General features: G+C 71.0%; 15 protein-coding genes. 8 read left to right on the plus strand and 7 right to left on the minus strand.

Annotated elements, in window-relative coordinates; genetic code table 11:
* On the minus strand, positions 1–973 hold a 973-nt coding region (locus tag ACLU3S_RS05705; protein WP_413950622.1), incomplete at its 3' end, for a glutamate--cysteine ligase.
* Positions 974–1,365: 392 nt separating this feature from the next.
* Between ACLU3S_RS05705 and ACLU3S_RS05710 the strand changes: the two genes are divergently transcribed.
* Together ACLU3S_RS05710 and ACLU3S_RS05715 are read left to right on the plus strand one after the other, a co-directional pair.
* On the plus strand, positions 1,366–1,854 hold the full coding sequence (locus ACLU3S_RS05710; protein ID WP_413950623.1) for an MSMEG_6728 family protein: 489 nt from the start codon (positions 1,366–1,368) through the stop codon (positions 1,852–1,854).
* A 342-nt stretch (positions 1,855–2,196) separates the two neighbouring features.
* The gene (locus tag ACLU3S_RS05715) at positions 2,197–2,664 is read left to right on the plus strand and encodes a GNAT family N-acetyltransferase (RefSeq protein ID WP_413950624.1); all 468 of its coding nucleotides are present in this window, start codon (positions 2,197–2,199) and stop codon (positions 2,662–2,664) included.
* 81 nt (positions 2,665–2,745) lie between these two features.
* Here the strand turns inward: ACLU3S_RS05715 and ACLU3S_RS05720 are convergent, their stop codons facing one another.
* From ACLU3S_RS05720 to ACLU3S_RS05735, 4 genes are all read right to left on the minus strand, one after another.
* Entirely contained in the window at positions 2,746–3,606 is an 861-nt protein-coding gene (locus ACLU3S_RS05720; RefSeq protein ID WP_413950625.1) for a DUF427 domain-containing protein, read from the minus strand.
* 46 nt (positions 3,607–3,652) lie between these two features.
* Positions 3,653–4,081: an ATP-binding protein gene (locus tag ACLU3S_RS05725; protein ID WP_413950626.1), complete on the minus strand. Its 429-nt coding sequence runs from the start codon at positions 4,079–4,081 to the stop codon at positions 3,653–3,655.
* A gap of 68 nt (positions 4,082–4,149) precedes the next feature.
* A complete protein-coding gene (locus ACLU3S_RS05730) occupies positions 4,150–5,028 on the minus strand; it encodes an alpha/beta fold hydrolase (RefSeq protein WP_413950627.1) in 879 nt (292 codons plus the stop codon).
* A 396-nt stretch (positions 5,029–5,424) separates the two neighbouring features.
* Positions 5,425–6,399, minus strand: coding sequence for an aldo/keto reductase (locus ACLU3S_RS05735; protein WP_413950628.1), 975 nt, complete (start codon positions 6,397–6,399; stop codon positions 5,425–5,427).
* Between the two features lie 241 nt (positions 6,400–6,640).
* On the opposite strand from ACLU3S_RS05735, the gene ACLU3S_RS05740 reads away from it, so the two are divergent.
* Entirely contained in the window at positions 6,641–7,561 is a 921-nt protein-coding gene (locus ACLU3S_RS05740) for a helix-turn-helix transcriptional regulator (RefSeq protein WP_413950629.1), read from the plus strand.
* A gap of 129 nt (positions 7,562–7,690) precedes the next feature.
* Positions 7,691–8,614: a GNAT family N-acetyltransferase gene (locus ACLU3S_RS05745; RefSeq protein WP_413950630.1), complete on the plus strand. Its 924-nt coding sequence runs from the start codon at positions 7,691–7,693 to the stop codon at positions 8,612–8,614.
* A 19-nt stretch (positions 8,615–8,633) separates the two neighbouring features.
* Here the strand turns inward: ACLU3S_RS05745 and ACLU3S_RS05750 are convergent, their stop codons facing one another.
* Positions 8,634–9,278, minus strand: a complete 645-nt coding sequence (locus tag ACLU3S_RS05750) for a DsbA family oxidoreductase (RefSeq protein WP_413950631.1) — start codon at positions 9,276–9,278, stop codon at positions 8,634–8,636.
* Positions 9,279–9,507: 229 nt separating this feature from the next.
* Between ACLU3S_RS05750 and ACLU3S_RS05755 the strand changes: the two genes are divergently transcribed.
* Positions 9,508–10,749 carry a ThuA domain-containing protein gene (locus tag ACLU3S_RS05755; protein ID WP_413950632.1) on the plus strand — a complete coding sequence of 414 codons (1,242 nt, stop codon included), beginning with the start codon at positions 9,508–9,510 and terminating at the stop codon, positions 10,747–10,749.
* Positions 10,750–10,797: 48 nt separating this feature from the next.
* On the opposite strand, the gene ACLU3S_RS05760 is transcribed toward ACLU3S_RS05755, so the two are convergent.
* Positions 10,798–10,983, minus strand: coding sequence for a cupin domain-containing protein (locus ACLU3S_RS05760; protein ID WP_413950633.1), 186 nt, complete (start codon positions 10,981–10,983; stop codon positions 10,798–10,800).
* A 116-nt stretch (positions 10,984–11,099) separates the two neighbouring features.
* On the opposite strand from ACLU3S_RS05760, the gene ACLU3S_RS05765 reads away from it, so the two are divergent.
* From ACLU3S_RS05765 to ACLU3S_RS05775, 3 genes are all read left to right on the plus strand, one after another.
* Positions 11,100–11,621 carry an FAD-dependent oxidoreductase gene (locus tag ACLU3S_RS05765; RefSeq protein WP_413950634.1) on the plus strand — a complete coding sequence of 174 codons (522 nt, stop codon included), beginning with the start codon at positions 11,100–11,102 and terminating at the stop codon, positions 11,619–11,621.
* Positions 11,622–11,771: 150 nt separating this feature from the next.
* On the plus strand, positions 11,772–11,909 hold the full coding sequence (locus ACLU3S_RS05770) for a DUF1684 domain-containing protein (protein ID WP_413950635.1): 138 nt from the start codon (positions 11,772–11,774) through the stop codon (positions 11,907–11,909).
* A gap of 477 nt (positions 11,910–12,386) precedes the next feature.
* Positions 12,387–13,757 (plus strand): MFS transporter, encoded by a 1,371-nt coding sequence (locus ACLU3S_RS05775; protein ID WP_413950636.1) that lies wholly within the window; start codon positions 12,387–12,389, stop codon positions 13,755–13,757.
* The last annotated feature ends 19 nt before the right edge of the window (positions 13,758–13,776 follow it).

A 13,776-nucleotide genomic window follows, 5' to 3' on the forward strand; every position in this document is an offset into this window, starting at 1 on the left:
TGAGGTCGCGGACCGTGGGCCAGTCGCCGGCGGCCTCGAGCGCCGGGCGCACCCGGAGCAGCAGGCTGCGGACGACCTGCGCCGCGGGTGCCTGACGGCGGCTCGCGGGATCGATGAGGGTTCCTTCCAGGCCCGAGCGCGCGGCCCGCCAGGCGGCGGCGCGCAGCCACTCGTGGCGGCCCGCGCAGGCGGGGACGTCTGTCGTCTCCAGCCGCTCGCGGGCTTCGGTCGCGAGGGCGCGGAAGAGTCCGGCGATCAGCACGACCGTCTCCGCGCGCGGGCAGGCGTCGCAGATGCGCAGTTCGAGGGTCCGCTGGTGGGCGGAGGGCCGGATGTCGTAGTAGATCATCCCGGCGTCGCTGATGACGCCGGAGTCCACGAGGCACTGCACAGCGGCGTCGTACTCGGCGGCGTCGGCGAAGCATCCCGGGGGTCCCGCGGTGGGCCAGCGCTGCCACACCATGGTCCGCCAGCTGGCGTATCCGGTGTCGGCGCCCAGCCAGAAGGGAGAGCTGGCGGACAGGGCCAGCAGGACGTGCAGCCACGGCGACACCTCGCACATGACGCGCACCGCCAGGTCGCGGTCGGGGATGTCGACGTGGACATGGGTTCCGCAGATCAGCTGCTCGTCGGCGATCATGCGGTACTCCTCGACCATGCGGCGATAGCGCTGCCCGGCCGTGGGCCGTGTGTCCCCCGTGCGGGCCAGCGGCACCGTTCCGGTGGCGACCACGGCCAGCCCGTGAGCGGTCGCCGCGGCGTCGAGCCGGCGTCTGGTGCCGATGACATCGCCGTACAGGCCGTCGAGAGACGTGTGCACGCCGCTGTTCGACTCCACCGTCGTCTGCTGCAACTCGGTCGTGAAAGTCCTTCCGGGCAGCCCTTCCAGCACGGTGCCGGCCCGGGGCACGAGCCGGCCCGTCTCCACCTCGACGACGTGGAACTCCTCTTCCACTCCGATGCGAACGGTCACGGCACTCCTCGGGTGACGGGCGGGCCACTTACTGCCTCACCCGGAACCGACCCACCCCGCGGGTCGGTCGGCGGCGGGCTGTGCACCTCCGACTTCCCTTTCAACCCATTACTAAGCGAGTGTCGCGCGCGAAGGTGCCCGCATCGCGGATGCGCGCACATGAAGCGGCCCGGGGCGGTTCGCCCGCTGTGCGGCAGGGCACCCGTTGCCTTCGGGGGTGCGTGGCGACTCCGGGGGGCCGTGCGACTCCGGGAGGCCATGGCAACACCGGAGGTCCGTGGCGACTCCGGGGATCCGTGGCGACTCCGAGGGCCCGTGGCAACTCCGGGAGGCCATGGCAACACCGGAGGTCCGTGGCGACTCCGGGATCCGTGGCGACGAGGACGACGCTGATGCAGACATTCCTGCCCGAGGCCGATTTCCGCGGCTCCGCCCTTCTGCTGGACCGGCGCCGGCTGGGCAAGCAGCGGGTCGAGGCGCTGCAGGTGCTGCGGGGCCTGACCGTCCCCGGCTACGGCTGGCGGCGGCACCCGGCCGTGCGCATGTGGCGCGGATACGAGGAGGCTCTGGTCCGCTACGGCCTCGAGGTCTGCCGGGTCTGGCGGGAGCGCGGGCACCAGGACAGCTGCGCCGCATCGCTGGTCGCCGGGTACGCCGCGTGCCGGCCGGGCGCGGCCGTCCGCGACCAGCGCGCTCTCGCGGCCGCCGGGGAGCTGCCGCCCTGGCTCGGCGACGAGGCCTTCCACCTCAGTCATCGGTCCGCGCTCGTCCGCAAGGACCGCGACATCTACGCGCACGCCTTCCCCGGGGTTCCGGACGACCTGCCGTACGTGTGGCCCTCCTCGGACAGGGAGGGCATCGAGGCGGCTCCGGACTCCTGAACACCGGCAGCCGGCCGGTCGTCGAGGGGGCGTGCGTGCGTGGAGGGCACGCTCTGCCGATCGAGCCACGGAGGACCGCCGCGCGTGGGCCTGTGCGTTCATGGAGGGCCTTGCCGACGGTCACGGCGTGACCAGGTTCGATGCCGAGGCTCCCGGCCGGTCGGCGACGGCCCCTGGTTACCGCCGCCGTCTTCTCGGACATCCTTCGCTGAGAGGAACGGTCGCTTCACGAAGATCAGCGAGGTGCTCCCCCATGGTCCACCTGCACGGCTTGCGGTCCGGCGGCTCCCTGCCCGTCCCGGAGCCCGATCAGAACGTCGAGCGGCCCCGGGAGCAGGCCGAGTGAGCGTCATCGGCCTGCGGGCGACCACCGCCGCGGACGAGGAGTACTGCTTCCAGCTGCACAAGGCGGCCATGGGCGCCTACGTCACGCAGATCTGGGGATGGGACGAGGACGACCAACGGGTGCTCCACACCCGCGTGTTCGCCCCCGGCCGCTGGCAGATCATCACCGTCGACGGCGCCGATGCCGGCATGCTCCACGTCGAGCACGGGCCCGCGGAGATCTACCTCGGCCGGATCGAGCTCCACCCCGACTTCCAGGCGCGGGGCATCGGCGGCGGACTCATCCAGGAGCTTCTGCGACAGGCCCGTCGACAGGGGCGGGACCTCACCCTGGACGTTCTCGCCGTCAACCGGCGGGCCCTTGCCCTCTACCGGCGCCTGGGCCTGCACGAAGTCGGCCGGCACGGCGAGAACAACATCAAGATCAGGATGTCCAGCAGACCACCTCGGCCCGACGCGGGGTGACGATCCCCGCGAGCCCGGTCCGATGCGCGGCTGCGCCAGCCGGCGGGCGGCGTCCATGGCTCGCCCTGGGGCGGTGCCCGGTCAGCGTGCCTTGACCTCGTCGGCGTCCAGGCCGCGGTCGATCCCGTGGGAGATGACCTTCTGACCGGGCTCGGGTTCCAGGCGTTTGCCGTCGAGGTGGACCTCGACCTGGTCGGGCTCGAACGACACCATGTCGTTGACGCGTCCCACTTCGGTGTAGGCGTTGCGGTACGACCACGCTGCGCGGCGGGCGTCGCCGATGTCGTAGTAGTCGCACAGACCCTTGTAGGGGCAGAAGGTCTGTCCTTCGACGGCCTGCAGGCGGCTCTCGTCGATGTCGGCGCGCGGGACGTACCAGCGCGGGGCGAAGCCGGACTCGTACAGGGCGACGGGATGTGCGGAGCGAGCGATCACGGTGCCGCCGTGGCGGACTTCCAGGGTGCGGGAGGTGTCGCGGATGTCGATGCGGTGGTACGGGTCCGCGGCGTGTCCGAGAATGCGCTCGTCCTCCTCGTAGAAGGAGTCCATCGCGCGCCAGGCGAAGGCGATGCGGTCCCGGAGTTCGGCGGCGTGGCCGGGCAGCGCGGTGAACTCCCAGGCGGCGCGTTCCACGGTGCGGTCGCCGCCCTTGACGGTGTACCAGGCGGTCTCGCCGAGGTCCTTGTGGTGTGTGGTCTTTCCGCTCGCGACCAGGGCCTGCTCGTCGACGTCGGCGCGGGGGAAGTAGGCGACGGGGTAACGGCCGGGCTCGTACAGCAGGACGACGTTCTCGCTGTCGGCGATCCAGGCGTCGTCGAACTTCACGCGCATGCGGCGGCGCAACGGCTCGACGAACAGCAGCCGCTCGGGCAGGGGCTCGGGGGTGAGGAAGTGCCCGATCGCGCCAGGGGAGAGGGGGCCTTGCTGCCAGGACAGTCCCATGATGCGTGTTCCCTTCCGGGTGTCGGGATGATGAGGTCGGTGCCCGTCAGGGCGTGCACGAGCAGCGGGAGACGGCTGCCTCGGGCCGGCGGAAGCAGGTCCGGACGACCTTGCCTTCGTGTCCGGTGTCGTCGGCCCGCACGCCCCAGCTGTCGCAGAGTTGCCGGACGATGTGCATGCCTCGGCCCTGCTCGGCGCTCATGGAGGGTGCCGGGGTGTGGACTGCGGCCCGGGCGGCGCTGTCACGGACTTCCAGGTGGAGGCAGTCGGGGTGGCGGACGAGGCGTATCAGGTAGTCGCGGCTCTCGGGGCTGCCGTGCCGGACGGCGTTGCCGGCGAGTTCCGACACGCAGAGCTCGACGTCGTCGCGGCGCCCGCAGCCGCCCCAGGCGTCCAGGGCCCGCATCGCGAGGGCGCGGGCCGCGCGCACGGCCCGGGGTTCGGGCCTGAAGGCCCCTTGGACGACGTCTTGCATGACGAATCCTTATGCCGGCCGCGGCAGGGCACGGGCCCGGTGGGCTTGCGCCGCCGCGGCCTCGGTCCTCACAGGACGCGGCCGAGGAAGTCGCGGATGCGCTCGGTGATGGTCGGCAGGTGGCTCTCCAGGGCGAAGTGTCCCGACTCCAGCAGGTGGATCTCGGCGTCGGGCAGGTCCTGGCGGAAGGCTTCGGCGCCCGCGGGGCCGAAGATCTCGTCGTTGGCGCCCCAGACCGCGAGCACAGGCACCCGGGAGTCGCGGAAGTACTGGTGGACCTGCGGGTAGAGATCCACGTTGGTGGGGTAGTCGCGGAAGAGCTTGAGCTGGATCTCGTCGTTGCCGGGCCGGTCGAGCAACGCCTGGTCGTGGACCCAGTTGTCGGGGCTGACGAGGCTCGGGTCGGCGACACCGTTCACGTACTGCCAGCGCGTGATCTCCAGGGTGAGAGCACCGCGCAGGGGCGCTTCGGTCTCCGGCCCGGGCGTGCGGGCATAGGCGAAGACACCGTCCCAGAACGGCTTGACGAACCCTTCCTCGTACGCGTTGCCGTTCTGCGTGATGATCGCGGTGACGCGGTCCGGGTCGGCGAGGGCGAGCCGCCAGCCGATGGGAGCGCCGTAGTCCTGGACGTACATCGAGAACCGGCCGACGCCCAGTTGCTGGAGCAGCCCGGAGGTCACCTCGGTGAGGGCGTCGAAGGTGTACGGGAAGTCCTTCGGTGCGGGCATCGCGGACTGGCCGAACCCGATGTGGTCGGGGGCGATCACGTGGTACCGGTCGGCGAGGGCCGGGATCAGGTGGCGGAACATGTGCGAGCTGGTCGGAAAGCCGTGCAGAAGTACGACCACGGGTGCCTGGGGGGCGCCGGCCTCCCGGTAGAAGACCTCGAGGCCGTTGACGGTGGCGGTGCGGTGGTGAACTGCGGGGATCGTTCCAGGAGCCATCTGCCTAACCTTTCTCTTCCACTTGAGCGGTTAACACATGCCAGTCGAGCACGCTCTACCTAACCTGTCAAGCTTTTATTAGTGGTTAGATGAACCCGGGGTGAACCGTGTCGCGCTGGACGCCTGGCCGGCAACGGCCGTCCGCAAAGGGCCTCGGCGTGGGGGCGGCGCCCACGGTCCAGACTCTGCCCGCGGGCCGCCGGGAGCCAGCGCAACCCGCCGTGGGTCTGCTCGGACGACCGACGCCGATCCGGTGCCGCGGCGCCACGCCGGAGGCAGGTCGGCTTCGGGTCGGGACATCCGGCCACGCGGGGCGTCCCTCACGCGGGGCACACCACGAGGGCGCGGCAGGATGCCGCGCCCTCGTGGTGGGGATGTGCCGGTCGGTGTCCGCCCTCAGTAGCGGGCGCCGACGGGGGCCGGGATGGCGTCGAGGTCGGTGAGGTCGGCCGGGGACAGCCGGATGTCCGCACCGCCCGCGTTGTCGGCGAGGTACTTGGGCGTCTTGGTGCCGGGGATGGGAACGACGTGCTCGCCCTGGGCGACGAGCCAGGCAAGGGCGACCTGCGCCGGCGTGGCGCCGATCCGGTCGGCGACCTCGCGGACCTTGGTCGCGATGCCGAGGTTGGCCTTGAGGGTGTCCTGCTGGAAACGGGGCAGGCGCCGGCGCTGGTCGTTCTCCGGCAGCTCCTCGAAGGAGCTGAAGCGGCCGAGGAGGAAGCCGCGGCCCAGCGGCGAGTACGGCAGGAAGCCGATGCCCCGCTCCTTGCAGTGGGGCAGCACCTCGGCCTGGACGTCGCGGCTCCACAACGAGAACTCGGACTGCACGGTGGTGACCGGGTGGACGGCCTCGGCGCGCTTGATCTGCTCCACGCTCACCTCCGACAGACCGATGTACCGGGCCTTGCCGGCGGTCACGGCCTCGGCGAGGGCACCCCACGTCTCCTCCAGTGGGACCGCGGGGTCGACGCGGTGGAGCTGGTAGAGGTCGATGTGGTCGGTGCCCAGGCGGCGCAGGCTGGCGTCGACGGCGGCGCGGACGTGCTCGGGCCGGCCGTTGGGCTTGACCAGCGGAGCACCGCCGGGACCGCCGGTGGGGTCGATGCACTCCATGCCGACCTTGGTGGCGATCACCGCGCGGTCGCGGCGGTCGGCCAGGGCCCGGCCGACGAGTTCCTCGTTGGTGTAGGGGCCGTAGACGTCGGCGGTGTCGATCAAGGTCATGCCCAGGTCCAGGGCCTGATGGAGGACGGAGACGGAGGTGGCTTCGTCGCGCGGGGTGGCCATGTCGTAGGCGAAGCTCATCCCCATGGCGCCCAGGCCGATGACGCCGGCCTGCGGTCCGTGGATGCCCAGGGTAGTGGTGCGCATGCTGTGTTCTGCCTTCGTTCAGGACGGGAGGGCTGCCTCTTCGCAGCTCGTGGAAGCTGGTTCATCGCAGCCCGTGGAAACGGGGAGCCGCCGGATCGACGGATCCCTTGCGGCTCTGCCACTGTCGCGACCCCGTGCCTGCCATGGCAGGCCGGACGATGCCGGGGAGCGGCGTTCCAGGGAGTGACACGGCCCCCCACGGCCGCCCCGCATCACTCAGCACCCCTGGCACACTGACTGCATGAGCCCTGACCAGCACAGCAACGACTTGGCGGGGTTTCTGCGCGCCCGCCGCACCCAGCTCACCCCCGAGCAGGTCGGCCTCCCCGCCGGTCCCGGGCTGCGCCGCACCCCGGGACTGCGCCGCGAGGAGCTGGCCACCCTGGCCGGGGTCAGCATCGACTACTACACCCGCCTGGAACGCGGCAAGGAGACCCGGCCCAGCCCGGCCGTCGTCGACTCCCTCGCCCGCGCGCTGCGCCTGGACGGGGACGAGCACGAACACCTGCGTCAACTGGCGGCCCGCGCCGCCCGGAACGCCCCCGAACTCCCCGCCGCGCCGAGCCGCGCGGTGCGGCCCGGCATCAAGCTGCTGCTGGAGAATTTGCGGCCGAGCCCCGCCTATGTCCTCAGCCGCACCCTGGACGTGCTCGCGGCCAACCCCGGCGGCCTGCATCTGTACGCGGGCCTCGACAGCTGGCCGGCCAGGCAGCGCAACCTCGCCCGCTACTACTTCCTGCACCCCTCGGCCCGCGACCTGTTCCCCGAGTGGGAGACGCGCATCCGCGGCTGCGTCGCGCGCCTGCGGGCCCTGGCCGGCACTGACCCCGACGCCCCCGACCTCGCCCAGCTCGTCGGTGAACTCCTGCTCAAGAGCGAGGACTTCGCCCGGCTGTGGGAGCGTTACGACGTCCGCGCCCACCGCCCAGGCACCAAGCACTTCAACCACCCCGAGGTCGGCGACCTCACCCTCGGCTACCAGACCATGCAGCTCGAAGGCACCCCCGGCCACCGCCTCGTCGTCTACTACGCCGACACCGCCAGCCCCGACCACGACGCCATGGTGCTCCTCGACATGCTCGGCACCCCCCACTCCCCCGACACCTACGATCAGGCCGGTGCACCGGCCCATGACCAGGGACCCGGTTCGGCGCGCCGCTGAGCGTCCCTGCCGTTCTCCGTGGCCGCGGCCGATCGCCTCAGCGGCTCGCGGCACGCTGGAACAGCCGTCGCGAGGGCTCATCCTCGGGCAACTCCTCCCCCTGAACGGGGATTTCGGGGATGCTGAAGCATGCGCTCGGCCGGCTGGCACCTCACCGAAGACATCAACGACCTTCTCGCCCGAGCAGGAGACTTCCTGTGCTCTCGGCCCGTCATGCACAACACCCCCCTGACCACGCTCGAAAAACTGCGCACATGCGGGACGGACGCGGACGGCGCCGGAGCCACCGTCTTCTTCGGCCGGCTGGAAGAGGAGGGTGAGGTCCGCGCCGTCTTCTACCGCACTCGGCGCGGGCGCCTGACCCTCACCCCCCTCTCCCCCGAGCAGGCGAACTCTCTCGCCGCCCACCTGGCCGACCTCGGCCACGCCTTCTGCGGCGTCACCGCGGACCACGACACCGCCACCGCCTTCGCCGGGGCATGGCAGAGGCACACGGGCGCAGCACCGGTACGGGACTGGCGGGGCCTGCTCCACCGACTCGCCGCGCTCACCCCGCCGCAGCCGGTCCCGGCGGGCCGCGGCCGACCCGCCGGCAAGCGGGACCAGGAGCACGTCATCCGCTGGTGCCGCGAGTTCGCCGCGGACGTCGGGGAGGCCGTCACCGTCGATGCCGCTTCCTGGGCCGGCACACGCTTCGCGGACAAGCACTACACCTTCTGGGAGACCCCGGACGGCACGCCCGTCTCGATGGCCGGCGCGAACCCGCTGGTCGGCGGGCAGGTCCGGGTGGACCCCGTCTACACCCCGGCCCACCGCAGGGGTCGCGGCTACGCGGGCGCCGTGACGGCCGAGGTGAGCCGAGCCGCACTGACCGCCGGCGCGAGGGAGGTCGTCCTGTTCACGGACCCGGAGAACGCGATCAGCAACGCCGTGTACCGGCGCATCGGATACGTGCCGGTCTGCCACTTCACCGGCTACGGCTTCTCCCCCCGGCGCGCAGAGGCGGGTTGGGAGGACGACCGCCCGACAGCGCGGCCGGCGTCGGACAGCTGACGCGCCGAAGGCGCCGCCGTCACGCCGCCGGCCGGTCCGCCCAGGCCTGCTCCAGCGCCCGGGTGAACATCTCCGCCGGCTGCACACCGCTCACGCCGTAGCGGCGGTCGAGCACGAAGAAGGGCACGCCGGAGGCGCCCAGTTCGGCCGCCATGCGCTCGTCGGCCCGGACCTCGGCGGCGAAGGCGTTGGGGTCGTCGAGCACCGCGTGCGCCTCCGCCTCGTCCAGCCCGGCCTCGACGGCCAGACCGAGCTGCGTCCGCCGGTCGTAGACCGAACGCTCCTCCGCGAAGTTCGCGCGGAAGGCGAGGTCCATCAACTCGTTCTGCCGGCCGCGTGTCCCGGCGAAGTGGATGAGACGGTGTATGTCGAAGGTGTTCCCGAAGACACGTCCGCCGATGCGGAAGTCCAGCCCTGCGGACCGTGCCATGGCCGCGGCCTGCTCCTCCCGGGCGACCTGCTGCTCGCGGGTGCGTCCGTACTGCGCGGCGACCGCGTCGATGATCGGCACGGTGCCGTTTTCCGCCTCCGGGTTCAGCTCGAACGAGCGGTGCACCACCTCCACCTGGTCGCGGTGGGCGAAGGCAGCGAGACCCTCGTCGAAGCGAGCCCTCGCGACGTAGCACCAGGGGCAGGCAATGTCGGTCCATATCTCGACGCGCATGTTCGACCTCTCCCGTCGTCGGTTGACGACCGTTCGTGACTGCTCGGCCACCCGACGCATCGGACAGTCGACCGTTCCACCGATAATAGACGACCGAACGTCTATAACGCCGCCGAGCATCCGTCTCACAGATCAATTGGTCCAGACTACTCATCATTGACATGAACACGGTCTAGACTTCTGAACGCGCCGTACCCGGCTCGCCCCCACAGACGAGGAAGGCCTTGGCATGGTCGAATCCCGTACGGAAGTCGCCCGGCACCACGCCCTGTTGAGACTGCTCGCCCTGGTCGCGCTGATGTTCGGCCTCCAGGCGGCCCCCGCACACGCGGCCCAGGCCACCACCCCCTTCAAGGTGCTCGCCTTCTACGACGGCACCTACGACGCCGCGCACATCAGCTTCGACCACGAGGCCAACACGTGGTTCCCGCAAGCCGGTGCGCAGAACGGGTTCACCTACACGTCGACCACGGACTGGAGCCGGCTCAACGCCGCGACCCTGGCCGACTACCAGGTGGTGATGTTCCTCGACGACTACCCGCACACCGCGGCACAGCAGTCCGCCTTCCAGACCTACGTGTCCGACGGCGGGGGCTTCATCGGATTCCACGTCTCCGCGTACAACGACGACGCGAGCGACTGGCCCTGGTACCACAACACCTTCCTGGGTACCGGCACCTTCAAGAGCAACTCCTGGGGACCCACCTCGGAGACGCTGAAGATCGAAGACGCCGGCCATCCGGCCACGGCCGGCCTGCCGGCCAGCATCACGTCGTCGGTCAGCGAGTGGTACAGCTGGCAGAAGGACCTGCGGCAGAACCCCGACATCGACATCCTGGCGTCGATGGACCAGTCCACCTTCCCGATCGGCACGGACCCCGACCAGACCTGGTACAGCGGCTACTACCCGATCGTGTGGTCCAACCGCCACTACCGGATGGTCTACAACAACTTCGGCCACAACGCGATGGACTACTCCACCAACACCGCGCTGTCGTCCACGTTCGCGAGCGCCCGGCAGAACCAGCTCCTCCTCCAGGAGATCACGTGGGCGGCGGGGCAGTCCGGCCCGGTCACCCCGCCCTCCACCGTCACGGGCCCGATCCACGGTTACGGCGGCAAGTGCGTGGACGTGGCCGGCGCGAACCCGGCCAACGGCACGGCGGTGCAGCTCTACGACTGCAACGGCAGCGGCGCGCAGAACTGGACGGTCGGCGGCGGCACGCTCACCGCACTGGGCAAGTGCATGGACGTGACCGGGGCCGGCACCGCGAACGGCACGAAGGTGCAGCTCTACGACTGCAACGGCACCGGCTCGCAGGTGTGGCAGCCGGGGCCGGCCGGCTCTCTGATCAACCCCCAGTCGGGCAAGTGCCTCGACGCCACCGGGCCCAGCTCGGCCAACGGCACCCGGCTGCAGATCTGGTCATGCACCCAAGCGGCCAACCAGAGCTGGACCCTGCCCTCCTGAGCAGCCTTCGACGGATACGCAGGACCTGGCCGACAACCCCGGTCGAGGTCATGTGGTGGGGGCGCGCATGTGGACTGGTTCGCCCTGCAGGCTGAAGATGATCAGTAGTTCCAGGGGCCGGCCGCCGACGTTCGCCAGGCCGTGCGGCGTTCTGCTGTCGAACTCGGCGGCCTCGCCGGCGTGCAGCTGAAAGTCCTGGTCACCCAGGGTGAGGCGCAGCGTGCCGGTCAGCACGTAGATCCATTCGTGGCCCTGTGCGTTCGCTGGTCGAGCCGTTCGGGGACCGTCGCGGGTACCGGCAGGATCTGCTTCATTTCCACTTTGGGGGTGCTCGGTCGCACGGTGACGGCATGACCAAGCCAGTACTCACCAAGCCCCAGTCCTCGACCGACGAGGACACCGCCTCTGTCGACGTGGCCGTGGCGGGCGGCGGTCTCGCCGGTCTCGCCGCCGCGCTCACCCTCGGCCGCGCCCGCCGCTCGGTCCTCGTGATCGACGCCGGCCACCCGCGCAACGCGCCCGCCGCGCACATGCACGGCTACCTGACCCGCGACGGCGAGAACCCCCTGGAGATGCTCCGACTGGGACGTGAGGAGGTCCGCGGCTACGGCGGCCACATCGTCCAGGGCGGCGTCGCCTCCATCGCCCGGCTCGACGAGCGGACCCGCAGCACTTCCGCGGCCGGCCGGGACTGTGGTGGCAGGAGGGCACCACGCTGTACGTCGATCCACAGGGGCAGACGATGTCCTACGACGGCGAGACGTTCGCCGAATTCCGGGGCTTCGATCTCAGCGGCGCCCCGGACGACACCCGGATCATCGCCGGCGACCTGCAGATCGGAGTCACCTACCGGGACCAGTACCTGCTGGTGAACTACGACCCGCGAGCTCCGGAGCGCACCGGGTTCCGCGGCGTGCCGACCTTCGAGCCGGACCCGCGCTGGGTCCTCCAGGGCCGACTCGACCGCCACGCAGGTCGCGTCGGTGAAGACCACAACCATGCCGTAGGGCAACGGGACCGTCGTGCTGGACTTCAACCGGGCACTCAACCTGCTCTGCGCGTTCAGCGGCATGCCCGTCTGCCCCGTCGCTCCCGCCGAGAACCGGCTGCCGTTCGCCGTCGAGGCCGGCGAGAAGACCCCTCACAGCCGGCAACACTGACACTCCGTCACCGGGAGTGGACGGCCTGGAGCCCAGCCCCGGATCCCCGGGAACCGGGCTTCAGGCGCTGCCGCTGGATCAGCTCCCAGCGGATCGCGCGCGTCAGCGAGGCACCCAGCGCGGGCCGGCCGGGCGTGGTGTCGTCCGGCCGGTGCAGCCGGATGCTGCCGATGTTCGTCAGCCGGGCTGTGTGGTGCGTCTCGGTGCCGCCACCGCGGTCCGGCTTGGCGTCGAACAGGCATGAGCCGTCGCCGGCCGTGGCGTAAGGCGGCCGGGGCGCTCCTGCCCGGCGCCCGGCTGCCGACCGCCACGTTCTCGTTCGTGATTCACCTCATCGACGGCGGCCCGGCCGCCCCACATTCGAGCGCCTTTTTCTCCGGGCAGCGGAATAGCCGCTCGGCACCTGGGGTTGGAGCGGGTACCAGACAGACCTGTCTAGCAATGGCCGAGGCCTTTGCACCAGCCCGAAAGTGACCCATGAGTTCTGAATCCATTGCGACGGCAAGCATCTCCGTGAGCGGCAGGGCCAGGCGGCAGTCTCCCGCCCACGCCCGCCCGAAGGGCCCGCTCCTGGGGCGGCTTGCCTCCATCGGACTGCTGGCCTCGATCCTCGTGTCGCTGCTGGCCGCGTCCAGCGCGCCGACTCCGCTGTACGCCCTCTACCAGCGGGAGTGGGGTTTCTCACCGATCACCGTCACCGTCGTCTTCGGCGTCTACGCCGTGGCCGTGCTGGTCTCACTCCTCATCTTCGGAAAGATCTCCGACCATGTGGGCCGCCGTCCGGTACTCGTGACGGCACTGTTGGGACAGGCGCTCGCGATGGTCGCGTTCATCGACGCCGGCGGGGTGAGCACGCTGCTGGCCGCCCGCGTCATCCAGGGCTTGAGCACCGGTGCCGCCGTCGGCGCGCTCGGTGCCGCGATGCTGGACATCGACCCGCGGCGGGGAGGCTTCCTGAACTCCTTCGCACCCACGCTGGGAACCGCCGGCGGCGCCCTGGTGTCCGGCCTGGTCGTGCAGTACCTGCCGGCGCCCACCCACCTGATCTACTTCCTGCTGCTCGGCGTCTTCGTGCTGCAGGCGCTGGCCGTGCTCGTCCTGCGGGAGACGGTGAGCCGGAAGCCGGGCGCCGTGGCCAGCATGGCACCCGAGATCAAGCTGCCCGCGGCCGCGCGTTCCTCGGTCGCCATCGCCGCACCCGTGATGTTCGCGGTGTGGGCGCTGACCGGCCTCTACGGCGCTCTGGGGCCGGCCCTCTCCCGGACTCTGGAGCACTCCGACGCCGTGGTGTGGGGAGGGCTGCCGCTGTTCGTGCTCGCCGGCTCCGCGGGCCTGTCCGTCCTGGTGCTGCGCCGCACCGCGACCCACCTCGTCATGGTGACCGGCATCGCGACCTTGATCGCCGGGGTGGCGATCAGCCTGGTGTCCATCGGTTCCGGTGCGGGCGGCGCGCTCTCGGTCGCCGGATTCTTCGTGGGCGCCGCGGTCTCCGGCTTCGGCTTCGGCAGTGGCTTCCAGGGCGGCATCCGCATGGTGGTTCCACAGGTGGCCCCGCACGAGCGGTCCGGTGTGCTGTCCCTGCTGTACGTGGTGTGCTACCTGGGTCTGGGCGTACCCGCGGTCATCGGCGGCATACTGGTCGTGCACGGCGGCGGGCTCGTACAGACCGCCAGGGAGTACGGCCTCGCGGTCGTCGTCCTGGCCCTCCTGGCGCTGGCCGGCCTCGTGCTCAGCGGCCGTAGTGCGCAGCGGGTCGCGGTGGTGCGGCCGGTTCCGGCGCCTCGCTCCGAGGTCACCGCCGCCGCGCAGCGCTCGTGCATGGCGGACGTCGCCGCGCAGGTGGACTGAGGACCGTTCGAAACGGGTG

Source organism: Streptomyces sp. AF1A (genome assembly GCF_047340315.1).
GTDB lineage: Bacteria > Actinomycetota > Actinomycetes > Streptomycetales > Streptomycetaceae > Streptomyces.